The sequence below is a fragment of the Arthrobacter liuii genome (genome assembly GCF_014639275.1).
Lineage (GTDB): Bacteria > Actinomycetota > Actinomycetes > Actinomycetales > Micrococcaceae > Arthrobacter > Arthrobacter liuii.
In genome coordinates this window covers 204,511-219,090 of the sequence record NZ_BMFW01000003.1, presented here as the reverse complement: position 1 = coordinate 219,090, position 14,580 = coordinate 204,511, and the positions used below count along the sequence as shown (strand labels likewise).

Annotated in this window: 15 protein-coding genes and 1 pseudogene; 9 read left to right on the top strand and 7 right to left on the bottom strand. The window is 64.8% G+C overall.

What is annotated here, in order from left to right; genetic code table 11:
* Positions 1-174: 174 nt before the first annotated feature.
* The 4 genes from IEW19_RS04920 (at position 175) to IEW19_RS04905 (ending at position 3,616) form a co-directional block, all read left to right on the top strand.
* On the top strand, positions 175-1,779 hold the full coding sequence (locus tag IEW19_RS04920) for a phospholipase D family protein (protein ID WP_188570561.1): 1,605 nt from the start codon (positions 175-177) through the stop codon (positions 1,777-1,779).
* Between the two features lie 102 nt (positions 1,780-1,881).
* Positions 1,882-2,055, top strand: a complete 174-nt coding sequence (locus tag IEW19_RS04915) for a CsbD family protein (RefSeq protein WP_142133841.1) — start codon at positions 1,882-1,884, stop codon at positions 2,053-2,055.
* Between the two features lie 222 nt (positions 2,056-2,277).
* Positions 2,278-2,496 (top strand): hypothetical protein, encoded by a 219-nt coding sequence (locus tag IEW19_RS04910; protein WP_188570560.1) that lies wholly within the window; start codon positions 2,278-2,280, stop codon positions 2,494-2,496.
* A 94-nt stretch (positions 2,497-2,590) separates the two neighbouring features.
* Positions 2,591-3,616 (top strand): NADPH:quinone reductase, encoded by a 1,026-nt coding sequence (locus tag IEW19_RS04905; protein WP_188570559.1) that lies wholly within the window; start codon positions 2,591-2,593, stop codon positions 3,614-3,616.
* A gap of 15 nt (positions 3,617-3,631) precedes the next feature.
* Here the strand turns inward: IEW19_RS04905 and IEW19_RS04900 are convergent, their stop codons facing one another.
* The 5 genes and pseudogenes from IEW19_RS04900 to IEW19_RS04880 all read right to left on the bottom strand — a co-directional run bounded on the left by IEW19_RS04900 (position 3,632) and on the right by IEW19_RS04880 (position 7,477).
* Entirely contained in the window at positions 3,632-3,823 is a 192-nt protein-coding gene (locus IEW19_RS04900) for a three-helix bundle dimerization domain-containing protein (protein ID WP_188570558.1), read from the bottom strand.
* Between the two features lie 164 nt (positions 3,824-3,987).
* Positions 3,988-4,218 (bottom strand): hypothetical protein, encoded by a 231-nt coding sequence (locus IEW19_RS04895; RefSeq protein WP_188570557.1) that lies wholly within the window; start codon positions 4,216-4,218, stop codon positions 3,988-3,990.
* A gap of 76 nt (positions 4,219-4,294) precedes the next feature.
* Positions 4,295-5,258: pseudogene (locus IEW19_RS04890) on the bottom strand (IS481 family transposase).
* A gap of 108 nt (positions 5,259-5,366) precedes the next feature.
* Positions 5,367-6,338, bottom strand: coding sequence for a glycosyltransferase family 9 protein (locus tag IEW19_RS04885; protein ID WP_229748342.1), 972 nt, complete (start codon positions 6,336-6,338; stop codon positions 5,367-5,369).
* Positions 6,335-7,477: a glycosyltransferase family 9 protein gene (locus IEW19_RS04880; RefSeq protein WP_188570556.1), complete on the bottom strand. Its 1,143-nt coding sequence runs from the start codon at positions 7,475-7,477 to the stop codon at positions 6,335-6,337. Before IEW19_RS04880 ends, IEW19_RS04885 begins: the two co-directional genes overlap by 4 nt.
* Positions 7,478-7,681: 204 nt before the next feature.
* Between IEW19_RS04880 and IEW19_RS04875 the strand changes: the two genes are divergently transcribed.
* From IEW19_RS04875 to IEW19_RS04855, 5 genes are all read left to right on the top strand, one after another.
* On the top strand, positions 7,682-7,984 hold the full coding sequence (locus tag IEW19_RS04875; RefSeq protein WP_018761323.1) for a DUF4193 domain-containing protein: 303 nt from the start codon (positions 7,682-7,684) through the stop codon (positions 7,982-7,984).
* A 166-nt stretch (positions 7,985-8,150) separates the two neighbouring features.
* On the top strand, positions 8,151-8,891 hold the full coding sequence (locus IEW19_RS04870; RefSeq protein ID WP_229748341.1) for a M50 family metallopeptidase: 741 nt from the start codon (positions 8,151-8,153) through the stop codon (positions 8,889-8,891).
* Between the two features lie 29 nt (positions 8,892-8,920).
* Entirely contained in the window at positions 8,921-10,003 is a 1,083-nt protein-coding gene (locus IEW19_RS04865; RefSeq protein WP_188570554.1) for a glutathione S-transferase family protein, read from the top strand.
* Positions 10,004-10,053: 50 nt separating this feature from the next.
* Positions 10,054-11,163 (top strand): serine hydrolase domain-containing protein, encoded by a 1,110-nt coding sequence (locus IEW19_RS04860; RefSeq protein ID WP_188570553.1) that lies wholly within the window; start codon positions 10,054-10,056, stop codon positions 11,161-11,163.
* 93 nt (positions 11,164-11,256) lie between these two features.
* Positions 11,257-12,309, top strand: a complete 1,053-nt coding sequence (locus tag IEW19_RS04855; protein WP_188570552.1) for an FUSC family protein — start codon at positions 11,257-11,259, stop codon at positions 12,307-12,309.
* Here the strand turns inward: IEW19_RS04855 and IEW19_RS04850 are convergent.
* Both IEW19_RS04850 and IEW19_RS04845 read right to left on the bottom strand, forming a co-directional pair.
* A complete protein-coding gene (locus IEW19_RS04850) occupies positions 12,306-13,241 on the bottom strand; it encodes a MaoC family dehydratase (RefSeq protein WP_188570551.1) in 936 nt (311 codons plus the stop codon). The two genes, IEW19_RS04855 and IEW19_RS04850, sit on opposite strands and share 4 nt — an antisense overlap.
* Positions 13,238-14,578, bottom strand: coding sequence for a 3-oxoacyl-ACP reductase (locus tag IEW19_RS04845; RefSeq protein ID WP_188570550.1), 1,341 nt, complete (start codon positions 14,576-14,578; stop codon positions 13,238-13,240). Before IEW19_RS04845 ends, IEW19_RS04850 begins: the two co-directional genes overlap by 4 nt.
* Between the last annotated feature and the right edge of the window lie 2 nt (positions 14,579-14,580).

Genomic DNA, 14,580 nt, shown 5'->3' with positions numbered 1-14,580 from the left:
TGCGCCCGCACCTGGGTGACCTAGGACAAGCCTATTCCCGAGGCAGCCGCGGCTGCGCTGTCGGTTTTGGCTTGTTTCGCCCGGTTCATTTGGAAGCGACAGGGTTTGAGTCTGGCCGTAGGCTAGGTTGGAATCCGCAGCGGCCTGGTCCCCGGGCCTCGAAAGGAGCACCGAGTGGACAGCACGGTTGGCAAGTGGTTTCTGAACCGGTCCGAGCGGGGAAACCCAGACTCCAATGTCCACGCGGGCGGTGCAGAATCTTCGTGGTCGGAAGGCAACCTTGTTCGGCCCCTGGTTCATGGAGCAACGTACTTCGCCAGGCTGCATGAGGAACTGTCCGACCTGCAGGCGGGAGACCGCGTGTGGTTCACGGATTGGCGTGGTGATGCCGACGAGCAGCTGGAAGCGGGCGGTACGACAATCGGCGGCTTGCTCGCCGGGCTGGCCCGGTCCGGTGTGGAAGTTCGCGGCCTTGTCTGGAGGTCCCATGGTGAACGGGTATCGGCCCCCATCAGCGGCCGCTCGAACGAACTTCTCAGCCGGCAGATCAACGACGCCGGCGGGGAGGCGCTGCTGGATCAGCGGGTGCGCCTTTTCGGTTCCCATCACCAGAAGCTGATGGTCATCCGCCGTCGTGACGATCCCGCCCGTGACGTGGCGTTCGTTGGCGGGCTCGACCTCTCCCACAGCCGTCGGGACGATGCCGGCCATGCGGGAGATCCGCAGGCCGTGAACATGGATTCCCGCTACGGGAAAAGGCCCCCATGGCATGATGCCGCCCTCGAACTGCGCGGACCGGTGGTTGCAGATGTGCTTGCGGTGTTCGCTGAACGCTGGAACGACCCCCACCCGCTGGACCGACGGACTCCGTACCGAATGCTGTTGCAGCGCCTGGCACGTATGCCCAGGCACCCCAAACCGCTGCCCGATGCTGCTCCGCCTCCACCACCGGCCGGTCCACACGCCGTTCAATTGCTGCGAACGTACGGCCTGAAGCACCCGCCGTTCCCCTTCGCGCAGCGCGGAGAACGCAGCATCGCGCGCGCCTATTCAAAGGCTTTCACGCAGGCCCGTTCCCTGATCTACATCGAAGACCAGTACCTCTGGTCAACTGAGGTTGCAGCGGGAATCGCAGCCGCGCTGGAAAGTAACCCCGGGTTGAACGTGATCATCGTGGTGCCCAGGTACCCGGACTCGGACGGCCTTCTTGGCGGACCGCCCCGGCGACTGGGGCAAGTGCGGGCCATTAACATGCTCCGCCAGGCCGCGCCGGACAGGGTAGGTGTGTTCGACCTGGAAAACACCGAGGGAACTCCGATCTACGTCCACGCCAAGATTTGCATCATCGATGACACCTGGTTCACCTGTGGATCAGATAACTTCAACCGCCGGTCCTGGACCACCGACAGCGAGCTCACCTGCGCCGTGATGGACAGATCTGCCGGCGACAGCCCGGATGCAGGCACAGGCGCCTTGCGCTCCCAACCGCTCGCAAAGGACCTTAGGCTCCAGCTCTGGGCCGAGCACCTCGGCTTTGACCAGGACGACCCCCAGCTACACGCGGAAGGGGCCGGACTGCAGCTGTGGAACAGCGCGGCGGATGCCCTGGACCGATGGCACCGAGCCGGGCGCAGTACGCCGCGCCCGGCTGGGCAGGTGCGCCACCACCACCCGGAACCAGTCCCCTCCATCCACCGACTCTGGGCCGATCCGATCTACCGGCTCATCGTCGATCCGGATGGCCGTCCCCGCCAACTTCGTGGCACTTCCCGTTTCTAGGGGACCCCATGAACGCCACAGGGACTTGAAAACAACATCCTAAGCATGCTTATGATGTTCGTAGCCGAATGCGAACGGCTGCCAACCGGAGGAGGAAACACCATGGGACTAGGTGACAAGATTGAGAACGCTGCCGAAAAGGCCGGCGGTAAGGGCAAGGAAGCTGCCGGTAATGCGACCGGCGATGAGAGCCTGCGGGCCGAAGGCCAGGCAGACCAGGCAAAGGGCGGGCTGAAGCAAGCCGGCGAAAAGGTCAAGGACGCCTTCAAGGACTGACAGGCGCTACGGAGAGGGCGCACCCAGCGAACGGGGTGCGCCTTTTTCATGCCCTCCGGACCCTACTCCTCCTCTTCCGGCAACTCCCTAGTCCGGACCCGGCTCCCCCTCATCTTCGCTGCAAGGGTTCCCCTGCCCTTGACACCGGGCCTTCGAAGATTTTGGATCATCACATAAGTCGTGCAGTGGCTTCCTCCGCGTGGTCATTTCCAGGAGGCAGTTATGGATGCCGGGACCGTGCTCGGCTTCATCGGCGGTTACGTTGCCACCATCGCAGGTGTGTTTCTCCTCTATTTACCGGTCCTTGCACTGTTCGTTGCACTCTTAGTCGCGGCCGGCGTCCTGCAACTGCTGTTACTGCCGTTCGTCATCCTGCTACGCAAAGTACGGCGATCAAGACCTGGGCCGGACACCGAAAATTCGTGGATGCTGGGTCCTTAATTTCCTACACAAGCGTCTGCCTGTGCCCGAGAGCAGAAGGGCTTTCGGTAGGTTGGAGCGGTAAGGCCATACGTATCCGGACATGGGAGAAGAAGTGAAAGCAATTGTGTACGAAGCAACCGGCCCATCATCTGTGCTGACGCTCCGGGACCGGCCGCTCACGGACCCAGGCCAGGGAGAGGTCCGGGTCCGGTTGGTCGTATCCGGAGTGAACCCCACCGACTGGAAGTCGCGGGCCGGCAGCGGAAGCAAAAACCTGGACGCGCCCAAGGTTCCCAACCAGGACGGAGCCGGCGTCATCGACCAAGTGGGCCCGGGCGTGGCCGGTTTCAACCCAGGCGACCGTGTCTGGCTCTGGGACGTGGCCTGGGCCGGCAGCGAAGGTACTGCCCAGGAATACGTCGTGGTACCCGCCAGCAAGGCAGTGGCCCTCCCCGACCCAGAATCCTTTGACACCGGCGCATCGCTCGGGATTCCCGCCCTGACAGCGCACCGGGCCCTTACATCGAACGAGGATGGACCTGCGAGGCTCTCCCCCGGGGCACTGGCGGGGCGGACCGTGCTGGTCACCGGGGGTGCAGGGGCCGTGGGCCACGCCGCCATCCAGCTGGCGCGGTGGGCCGGGGCCACCGTCATCACAACCGTCAGCGGAGACCGGAAAGCTGAACTCGCCCGCCGCGCAGGTGCCGGCAAGGTCATCAACTACCGCACGGACGACGTTGCCCGCGCCGTCCGCGAGGTGGCCCCAACCGGCGTCGATACAATCGTGGACGTCAATGCTCCTGCCAACATCGAGGCCGACCTGGACCTGCTCAAGCCCGGCGGAACCATCGCCATTTATGCGGCCAGCCCGGGAGAATCGCTGACTGTTCCCATCCGCGAGAGCATGACCAGGAACGTCCGTTACCAGTTCATCCTTACCTATACGGTCACGGACGAACAGAAACAGCACGCTGTAGCAGCCGTCACCCAAGCACTAGCCGCAGGGGCGCTCCGGGTAGGCGAAGAACACGGACTGCCACTGACACGGTTCCCGCTTGAGCAGACTCCCGCAGCCCATGACGCGGTGGAACGGGGAACCGTCGGAAAGGTGCTTATCGACGTCGCGCCCGCAGCCTGAAGCGGTCCGTACGGACTACCGAGAGAGGCGCTCCCTGGCCGCGTGTTCAACCAGGACCGGTACGAACGCGCGGACCCTGCCTTTGTCCAGCAGGCTGTGTTCCTGCTGCACCACGTCCTCGATGTGTTCCCTGGGCAGAGCCGGGAACTTCGCCGCCAACCGGTCCACCACATCGCCCAGTGCCCGCAACTCTTCGCTTACTCCCATCGGGAAAGTGTCGGGGTTCCGAAGAACCCCGTCAAGACTTGACTAACCGGGAGCATTGACCCGCGGCGCAGCGCACCATTCGAAACGCACGACGGCGATCGCCCCGCCGCGCGGGGGCGGGTGGGTGCTCCGTCCGCGATGCACGTGCGGAGGTGCAACTGCCGTCAGTGCGGGTGCAACCTTCGGGCGCGTGGATGCCGGTTCCGTCCCTGGGGATGGGATCCGGCAGCCACCGGACGGTACTCAATGCGCCGCTTGTCGGCCCGGACGTCGCGCCGCTCCTGGCGTCGCGCTTTCCTTTCGGGGCGGTCAATGGCCGAGAGGATTGTCAGCGTCACGGTGATCCACAGGAACGCCGTTCCCAACACCAAGGCGATTTGCAGCTCAGTGCTCATGCTCACAATTTTAGGCCCGGGGGGCTACCCTCCAGCCCCTGCAGATCCACATCAACGACGCGGGAATCCACATCGCCTAGGTGTATTGACCTGAGAGGTTGGTGACGCGGCTGGCCGGTGTCTGACCTTTGAGTGAGGTGTGGCCTCGATGATGATTGTAGTGATGGAGCCAGTCGGCGAAAGCGGCAACACGCTCGGTCTCTGAGCGGTACGGTCGGGCGTAGGCCCATTCGTCGAGCATGGTGCGGTTGTATCGTTCGACTTTGCCGTTGGTCTGGGGCCGGTAGGGGCGGGTGCGTTTGTGCTTGATAGCCGGTCCCAGTGCGTCTTTGAACGCGTATGAGCGGTAGCAGGAGCCGTTATCGGTCAGGACCCGTTTCACGGTGATTCCGTGGGACTCGAAATAGGCGTTGGCGCGTGTCCAGAATCCGGCTGCGGTTTCCTTTTTCTCATCGGTCAGGATTTCCGTGTAGGCGAGCCGGGAGTGGTCATCGACGGCGTTGTGCAGGAACGCGTAGCCCGGTCGCCGGTTCGCCGCGGTACCGGTCTTATTCCGGTTTCCGGCCGTCCTGCCGACGCTGCGGTGGCCGCCGCCGTCAGGTATTCGTCCGAGTTTTTTGATGTCGACGTGGACCAGGTCCCCGGGGGCGTGGTGCTCATACCGGCGGACCACCCGTAGCCCGGTCCAGCCAGGCCAGCTTCGCCAGCCCGAATCTGGACAGCACCCGGTGCACCGTGGAGGGATGGATGCCCAGCAGATAGCCGATCCGTGCCGGTCCCCACCGGCGATTGACCCTGATCGCGATGATCCGCCGCTCCCGCCGCACGGAGGTCCGACGCGGGGACCTGACGGGCCGGCTGGAGCGGTCTTCCATTCCGGCCTCACCAAGAGCCCGGTAGCGGGCCGCCCACCGCGCGGCGGTCGTGACGGATACCTGAAAACGTTCAGCTGCCCGCCGCAACGGCCATCTGTCGTCAACGATGCATCTTGCAAGGCGGAGCCGTCCCTTGGGCGTCAGGAGCGCGTTAGCATGGGACATTGAAGACCTCCTTGTGGTTCGGACTCTAGACAAGCCCCACTCCACTTGGAGGTCTTCTTTTTGTCACCTAACCACGCCGCGTGTTCCTAACGTCCGTGGTCAATACACCTAGAGCACCCCCAGCGCCCTGACGCCTGCCATCACATCGGCCACCTCCACGGCAAGCAGGGCGGGGTCAGGCTGGGCTGCGAACGTATCTCCACGCCGTAGTTCCGCACGCGTCAGGACAACATGGGGCCCCGGCGGCGGACCCCAGATTTCGGGTGGGGCCGGACCAAAGAGCACCACGGAAGCGGTACCGTACGCAGATGCCAGATGCGCGGCGCCCGTATCGGCCGAGACCAGCAGGCGGGCGGCCGCGATTGTGGCCGCAAATTCGCCCAGTCCCAACACGCCGGCCAACACGGCGGTGCCGGGGAGTCCTGACAGACGGCACACTTCCTCGGCCCGCTTCCTTTCAGACTCACCACCGGTAAACACCACCTGGTGTCCGGCGTCCGTCAGTGCCGCTGCCACCGCAGCGAACCGCTCCGCCGGCCACAGCCTGCTGCCGTAAGCGGCTCCCACGTGAAGCACCGTTGCGCCGGGCACGGGGCTGGGGATGTGGGGCGTGTTCAGCTGCACATCCAGCGGATCCGCTTCTATTCCATGCCATTCCAGGAGCCTGACCCACCGTTCACGTTCATGCAATTCGGGCCGCCACGCCGGCCCGTCCCGCTGCGCACTTCGGTGCCCAACCGTCTGCCGGGCTTTCAGCGCCTCGATCCGTCCCTGGCTCTCCGGGCCGCTCCCATGCAGGTTGACGGCCACGTCCACCAAACCCGGTTCCATCGCCAGCGGCTCATCCAGGCCGTGCGTCGGCAACAATTCGTAGCCGCCCACCAAGCCCAGGGCCTCGGACAGCCACCCCTGCGCCGCATAACGCAGCCGGTGCTCCGGGAACGCACGTTGGATGCCTTTCAACGCAGGAACGGCCACCAACAGGTCCCCCAGCTTCAAAGCACGGAGAACCAGGAGCTCCGGTTTACCATCCGCGGGAATCTGAGCGCCGGTTTCACCAGCAATTTGCATGCCACTCATGCGTCCTGCTTCGCAAACTTAGTGGAGGTCAGGCTGCGGACGTCCTCGTAGACGTCGGGCACCCCGATATTTGCCACCATGGAATCATCGTGGGTGCAGCGCTGCGCCGTCCAGCCAACCTGGGTGACGTCTATCCCGCACGTGATGCACTCCGTAACCCAGGAGGCGTGCACGCGGTGAAGGCTCCTCCCCAGCGGCCCCGCGTTGATCACGTTGCCCGCCCAGAAGATGCCAACAGTGGGGACACCCAGTGCCTGGGCAAGATGCCGGGGTCCGCTGTCGTTTGCCACCACAACGTCAGCTTCCGCCAGCAGCGCCACAAGCCCTGCCATGTCCAGCGCGCCGGCTACGGAACGAACGGCCCCGGTGGCCGCGCTGGCGGCAATCCCCTCCGCCAGATCCTGCTCGCTCTTATCCCCGATGATGACCACACGCGAGCCGTCTGCCCCGCAGGCGGCAGCCAGTTCGGCGAACTTGTCCGCGGGCCAACGACGGCGGGGGTCGGTAGCGCCGGGATGGATCACCACGAGCGGCCGGCCGCCGTCGCCGTCGTCAGTGCCAGGGGCTGCTTCCCCGTCGGCGGGTGCCAGTCGGGCCTCAAGGTCAACGGGAAAGGCCCCCGCGAACCCGGCCACCTCCAAAGCCCTGAGGGGTTCATGCTGGTAGTAGAGGTAGGGAATGGTGCGCTCAAGGCTGGCTGCGTCGGCCGTCCGGGTGCCTACGGTGTGCCGGGCGCCGAGCCGCAGCAGGAAGGGATTTGAATACCGTCCGCCGCCGTGAAGCTGGACAGCCAAGTCGAATTTGCGGCTGCGCATGTCGGTGAAGAAGCGGTCCAGGTCGTCTGGGTCCTCGTCCCCGGGCCTGACTCCTTCAGCAAAGGGCAGGACCTCCACCGCATCGACCGGGCTCCGCAGGGCTCCCAGCAGCGCCCTGTGGACCGGCGTGCCCAGCAAGGTGATTGTTGATCCCGGATAAGCCGCCTTCAGTGCAGCCACGGCCGGTATGGCGAAGATCAGGTCACCCAACCCTCCTCCGCGCAGGACAACAATCCTGGACACGTCGTTGAACTTCTCAAGCACAGGACCGACGCCTACACCGACCTGTCCTGCGCCGCCGAACTCTGCGGTGAGTTGTTCCACACATTGCCCCTTTCCTCACGCAGAGGGATCAGCACGGCTGTCCCTCCACTGCCCGTACAGCCTTATTGCGGTGACAACCCCGCGGCCTCTCCCTTGAACCATTACCCAACAGGCAGCGGATCTACGCTTCCTGTTGGGGAATACCGGCCTGATGCTGTACGTTTCATACCCGACAGCCAATCAAAGAAAAGAGAAGCACCTAAAGTGGCAACCGATTACGATGAACTGCGTTCCGACGTTAAGGAATCGCAGGACAACTCACTCGAGCAGCTCCAGTCAGCTAATGCTCCCGATGCACGCAGTGTCGTGCAGGAGTTGGACGAAGCTGACGGGCTGGACGGCGCAGGCGTCCCTGGCGGCGAATTCGTCGCCGAGGAGCTCGTAGTCCAGGTCATCCCCCAGGCTGAGGATGAATTTACCTGCTACTCCTGCTTCCTGGTCCGCCACCGGTCCCAGATTGCCCGGCAAAAGGACGGCCACAGCTACTGCACCGAGTGCGAAGGCTAGTCAACAAGCTTCCCGCGGCGCAGGAGCGTCCGGTCCTGCCCGAAAGGCACGCCGCAACAGGCGTGCCTTTCGGTTTTAAGCCTTCGCCAAGCTGGGCTGCGTAGCCTTGGGCATGATACATACGACGTCGGCACTTACGACGCCGGAACGGCACCAGGAGGAAACGTTGGACAGCCCCACGAGCTTATGGAACACCTTCAGTGCGGCGTTCACGCAGACAGACGTACCCAATATCACCTGGATCGAGATGCTTCTGTCCCTGGCGGCCGCCGTCGTGCTGTCCATTCCGCGCCGCAGCTGGCGCTACTTCGGGCTCCTGGCCACCGCCACCCATGAGCTGGGCCATGCGTTTGCAGCTCTGACGTCGGGGCAGCGCCTGTCCGGAATCCGCCTGCGGCTTGACCACTCCGGAACCACCACCAGCTACAGCCGGAGCAGGGTGGCTGCTGCCTGGTCGTGTTTCTGGGGATACCCGGTACCGGCGCTGGTGGGCGCCGCCTTCGTATGGTGTGGGTTTCACGGATGGGGGCCGGCAGCCATGGCCATCAGCGCGCTGGTCCTGGCCGCTTCATTCCTCTTCCTCCGCAATCTTGCCGGTTTCGTGATCACGGCCGCCGCCATCGCCGGCACGGCCGCCCTCACTTTCTTTGCACCACCTCCCGTCGTGGGGCACGTGGCCGTCATCTTCGGCCTTGCACTCCTGGTGGCCGCTGTCCGCGACCTGCTTAAACTCAGCAACGTCCACATACGTCGTCGGGACCGTCTCAGCAGCTCCGACGCCTACCTCCTGTACCGCGCCACCTCCGTTCCGTCCGGCGTCTGGATTGCCTTGTTCACCCTTTTGGTGGCTGGGGCCTGGCTGGTGGCCTGGCAGCCCATCTCGATAATCCTGCTGGAAGGTGCCTAGACCGGTCGGGCGGCGCATAGGCTTGTGGCATGAGCCAGGAAACGGAAAGCACCCCCACAGTGACCGACGGCACCGATGGGCACAGCACACGTGGAGCCTATGTGACAGGCGGCGCGGAGTTCACCCGGGATACGAACTACATCGAGGACCGCATCACCAGGAACGCTTCTCCGGGTAGCCATGGCGAGCCCGGGTGGCCGGTGGAAGCAGGACGCTACCGCCTCATCGCCGCCAGGGCGTGCCCGTGGGCAAACCGGACAGTGATTGTCCGGAGGCTGCTCGGGCTGGAAGAAGCTATATCGCTGGGCCAGCCAGGCCCCACGCATGACGCGCGTTCATGGACCTTCGACCTGGATCCCGGCCGCGTGGACCCGGTCCTGGGCATAGGGCGCCTGCAGGAGGCTTTCTTCAAGCGTTTCCCCGGCTACCCGCGTGGAATCACCGTGCCCGCCATCGTCGATGTCCGCAGCGGCGAAGTGGTCACCAATAACTTCCCCCAGATCACTTTGGACTTTTCCACCGAGTGGGTCGAGTTCCACCGGCCGGGTGCACCGGAGCTCTATCCGAAGCACCTCCGCGGTGAAATAGACCAGGTGAACAAGCGCGTTTTCACCGAGGTGAACAACGGGGTTTACCGCTGCGGTTTCGCTGGCTCCCAGGAAGCGTACGATTCGGCATACCAACGCTTGTGGACGGCCTTGGACTGGCTTGAGGAGCGCCTCGCGGGTCAGCGCTACCTCGTGGGTGACACTATTACCGAAGCAGACGTGCGGCTGTTCACCACGCTGGCGAGGTTCGATCCCGTGTACCACGGACATTTCAAGTGCAACCGGCAGAAGCTGAGCGAGATGCCCAACTTGTGGGGCTACGCGCGGGACCTGTTCCAGACCCCCGGCTTTGGCGACACCATCGATTTTGTTCAGATCAAGCGGCATTACTACATCGTGCATGAGGACATCAACCCCACCGGCATCGTTCCTGCGGGCCCTGATCTGAGCGGCTGGCTGGAGGACCACGGCCGGGAGTCCCTGGGCGGCCGCCCATTCGGAGAAGGAACACCGCCGGGGCCCGTCCGGCCTGGTGAGGAAGTTGCACCGGGACACGGAGCCTAAGCGAGGGTAGTCCCCCAACAGGAAACCGCCTTCCCCATAGACTCGAGAGCATGCATACTTCTCTGGGTTTCGTGGCGCCGGGGTACGAAAACGTCCTTGCCCTGTTTGAGTCCTTCCTTGGCGGGGATCCGCGCTACAGCGCACAGCTGGCCGCCTACCGCAACGGGGCGCCGGTGGTACGCCTGACGGGCGGCCCGGAGATGACGGGCGAAACCCTGACCGGCGCCTATTCCTGCTCCAAGGGTGTTGCTGCAATGGTCATTGCCCTGCTTGTCCAGGACGGCATCCTTGACCTTGACCGGACAATTGCCCATTATTGGCCGGAATTTGCCGCACATGGCAAAGGCAAGCTGCTGGTCAGGGAGGCGCTGTCCCACCGGGCAGGTCTTATGGGCGTCGAGGGTGGGTTTGGCCTGGACGAGTTCACCACAGCCGGCGCGGCGGCCCGGCTCGCTGCCGCTGCTCCTGCCTGGGAGCCGGGCCGGCAATTCGGTTACCACGCCCTGACCATTGGGATCTTCATGGAGGAGCTGTGCCGCAGGACTGCAGGCGAGTCGCTCCAGGATGTTTACGAGCGCAGGATCCGGAAACCGCAGGAGGTGGATTTCTTCCTGGGGCTTCCCGAGGACCTGGAAACCCGATACCAGGATGTGCTCTACGAGGAAGACCCCAGCCAGGCTTGGGTTGATCCCCTCAGCCTCGAGGGCATCAACAACAACGCCCCAATCGGCACGATCATGGAGTTGCCCAACATCCGTTCCGTGCGTGCCGCGGGCATGTCCGCCGCCGGCGGTGTGGGGTCCGCGGTCGGTCTGGCGCGGCTGTATGCGGCAGCGACCACCGGCGTCGATGGTGGCAAACCGTTCCTCACGGCCGGCACGGTGGCAAGCATGACCCTGGAGCAGGTGTGGGGCCTGGACCGGTCCTCCGGCCTGGACAATGCGTTCGCCGTCGTCTTCATGAAACCCCACCCTTCGCGGAACTTCGGCAGCCACAGGGCATTCGGGCATGAAGGTGCCAACGCGGCCCTCGGATTTGCCGACCCATGCTACGGCCTGGGCTTCGGCTACATCCCCCGGCGCCAGGAGGAGGGGCGGACGCCGGGCCGGGCCCACCGCCTTGCCGCCGAGGTGCGGCGAGCCGCGGCCAGCTTGTCCTGACGGGGCCGCGGGCTTACTGTGGTCCGGATGGGCAATACTCAAGCACGGCCGGATGCGCGGTGGGCTCGGGGGACCCAACTACTTAGACAATCAGTGGCGGGGCTTTCTGCTGCCTTCGCGGCGCAGCGCCTGCAACTGGCAGGGAAAGCGGCCATTGCCGCAGGGCTGGCGTTCGCCATCGCACCCCTCATGCCGGGCGCCGCCTCGCACTACGCGTACTACGCGCCGCTGGGCGCCCTGGTGGCCATGTATCACAATGTCGCCGGGTCCGTGAAGCAGGGGGCACAGGCCCTTGCGGGGTTGGCGATAGGAATCGGCCTTGCCTTTGTCCTGGTGAGCATCAGCGAGCCCTCACCCCTGACAGTCGCCGTGTTCATGGGGGTAGGTGTCCTGCTGGGCGGCTTGCCGGGCATCGGTTCAGGCAGTGATTGGATTCCGACGGCGGCCCTGCTGGTTCTGCTGGTCGGCGGCAGTAACGCCGAAGATTTTTCGTACGGCTACCTTGTTCAGATGGCAGCAGGAGTGGCGGTGGGCATCGCCGTGAATTTCCTGATCTTTCCACCCCTGCACCTCAACGCTGCGGCGTCCAGCCTGGCCGAGCTGCGGCTCGCCCTTGGCAGGCAGCTCACTGACATGGGCGCCGCCCTCAAGGAAAAGTGGCCCCCTGAGCACGAGGAGTGGTCGCGCAGGTCGGACGAACTGGCCGAGGCCGCAAGCTCGGTGCGGCACCTGGTGAAGGAAGCCGATGCCAGCCGCAGGGCCAATCCCCGCCGCAAGCTGCACCCCCGTGACGTGGACCGAGACTACCGGGACCTGCGGGACCTGGAGCGCGTCACGTTCCATATCCAGGACATGACGGATGTGCTTTCGGATGTGATCTGGGAAGACGACGTGCCGTATGCCATCCCCTTGCAGGACAACGAACCGCTGGCGGACGCCATCACAGCAACGGGAGAGCTGTTGTCAGTGCATGCGGATATTGACGACCAGGAGGGTGCAGACGCCTATAAGGCCGCCAGGACGGCGGTGGAAGCCTGCATGGCTGCCACCGCCGAAAGGCCGGCGGAACAGGGAACCGTCCCTGCCTCCGAATCGGTCCTGCTGAGCCTCCATCGAATCCTGCGGGCTCTGCGCCCACAGGATTAAGCCGGCCACCCGGCCAGGGGTTGAAGGGCTGAAACGGTGCCACTGAAATGGCGTCGCCCGGAGCGCGGGTTCCAGGCGACATACCGGGAGTGCTTCCACGCCCCGGAGCAGCTCTGTTCGGTCCCGATCTCCAGGGCAACCCGTGAGGGGAGGAAAACCGGGGCCTCGAACTCCACGTCCCACGCGAAAGAGTCGCCACGGGCAGGGCCGACATCCGCCAGCGCGCGCGAGGCCAGGTACATGCCGTGCGCTATCGATCGCCGCATTCCCAAGGCCTTGGCCGAGAGCACACTCAAGTGGATGGGGTTGAAGTCCCCCGAGACCGCGGCGTAGGCACGGCCCGTGTCCACGCCCAGCTGCCACAGCGCGGTTGGGTCCGGTGCCGTGAAATCAGCTTTACCGGCTACGGCCGTGGGCTTGTCGATCCCAGGGAGGAACACCCCTTTGGCCAGGTAGGTGGAAACCCCGCGCCAACGGACATCACTGGCGCCGGCGAGCCGCACTTCCGCCACAACGTCCACTTGCGTACCGGCACGGTGGCCGCGGAGATTTTCCACCCGGGCTGCCATGTCCAGGACGGCAGTGAAGACAAGCGGTGACCGATGCTCAACGCTGTTGCGCAGGTGGATCATCCCCAAGAGGGGCAACGGGAAATCGTCGCGGTTCATGACGCTCATGGCCAGCGGGAACACGACGGCATGGATGAAGCCGGCAGGCAGGACATCACTGGCCGTCTCACCGATCAGGTGCTGGTAAGCCGTAAGGTTTTCGACGCCCACGGTGACGCCCCTGGCTTCGTGGCTAACTTCCGGGAGGACCGCCGAGTCATGCGTTCCGAGGAGCCTGCGCCGGGCAGCCTGGGCGGCGGCATTGACGTAGAGCTTGGACAACGACGGCATCTCGGCAAGGACCACCGGTTCCTGGAACGTCATGCCCCCACCAGGTTCTGCCCGCAAACCCGGAGCACCTCCCCGTTGATTCCGCCCGCGGCGTCGCTGGCAAGGAACGCGATGGTCTCGGCGACGTCGGACGGACGGCCGCCCTGCTGAAGCGAGTTCAGCCGCCGCGCCACTTCGCGGACTGCAAAGGGAATGCGGGCGGTCATCTCGGTTTCGATGAATCCGGGGGCCACTGCGTTGATGGTGCCGCCACGGGATGCGAGCAGCGGGGCGGTGGCACGTACCATTCCCATCACTCCCCCCTTTGATGCGGCGTAGTTGGTTTGCCCCCTGTTTCCGGCGATGCCGCTGGTGGAGGCAACTGAAACGATACGCGGGGAAGTCCGGAAGTGTTCCGATGCCAACAGTGCCTCGTTAATGCGGAGCTGCGCGGCGATGTTAATGTTGATGACCGCGTTCCACCGTGTGTGGTCCATGTTGGCCAGCAGCTTGTCCCGGGTGATGCCGGCGTTATGCACCACGATGTCCAACCGTCCGTGCCGCTGCGCGGCGTGGTCGATGATCCGCTGGCCAGCGTCGGCGCCGGTGATGTCGAGCTGCAAGGCGGTACCCCGAACCTCGTTGGCTACGGTTGCCAGCTGGTCTCCGGCTGCTGGAATGTCCACCAGGATCAGCGTTGCGCCATCGCGGTGCAACGTCCTGGCGATCTGGGCACCGATGCCCCGTGCTGCGCCGGTGACGACTGCCACCTTTCCGGCCAGTGGCCGTTCGGGTTCGGCGGGAAGCGCGCCGTCCTCCGTTGAGACCGTCAGGAACTGTCCATCGACGAATGCTGAACGGCCTGAGAGGAGGAAACGCACCGCGCCCAGTGCACTGGGGCTGGTGGTTGTGGTGCCGTCTGCAAGGAGTACGCCATTACCGGTTGCGCCGGACCGCAGTTCCTTGGCCAGCGACCGCAGGAAGCCGTCCACGCCCTGCCGCGCCGCTGCCGTTTCGGGCGACGATGCTTCGGCCGACGGATGGGACAGCGTGATGATCCGGCCGCCGGACCGCAGGTCGCGGAGGGAACCTGCCGCTGCCAGCACAGGCTTTTCCAGGTCCGACGGGTGTTGTAGCCCATCGAGGACCAGGATGATTGCGCCCAGCTTTTCGGCCGGGACGGCGTGCCGCCTGACGTCGAGGTCCCATGACAGCAGTTCGGCAGCGAGTTTGTCCGCCCCCGGAGTATCCCCCAGGACAACGACAGGTCCAATAACCAGCGGCTGCCCGGGCTTGTAACGGCGCAGGACGGCGGGCTGTGGAAGGTTGAGTTTCTTTGCAAGGTTGCGGCCCAGGCCGCTGTTGACCAGTTGGGTGTATGTATCCGCCACGC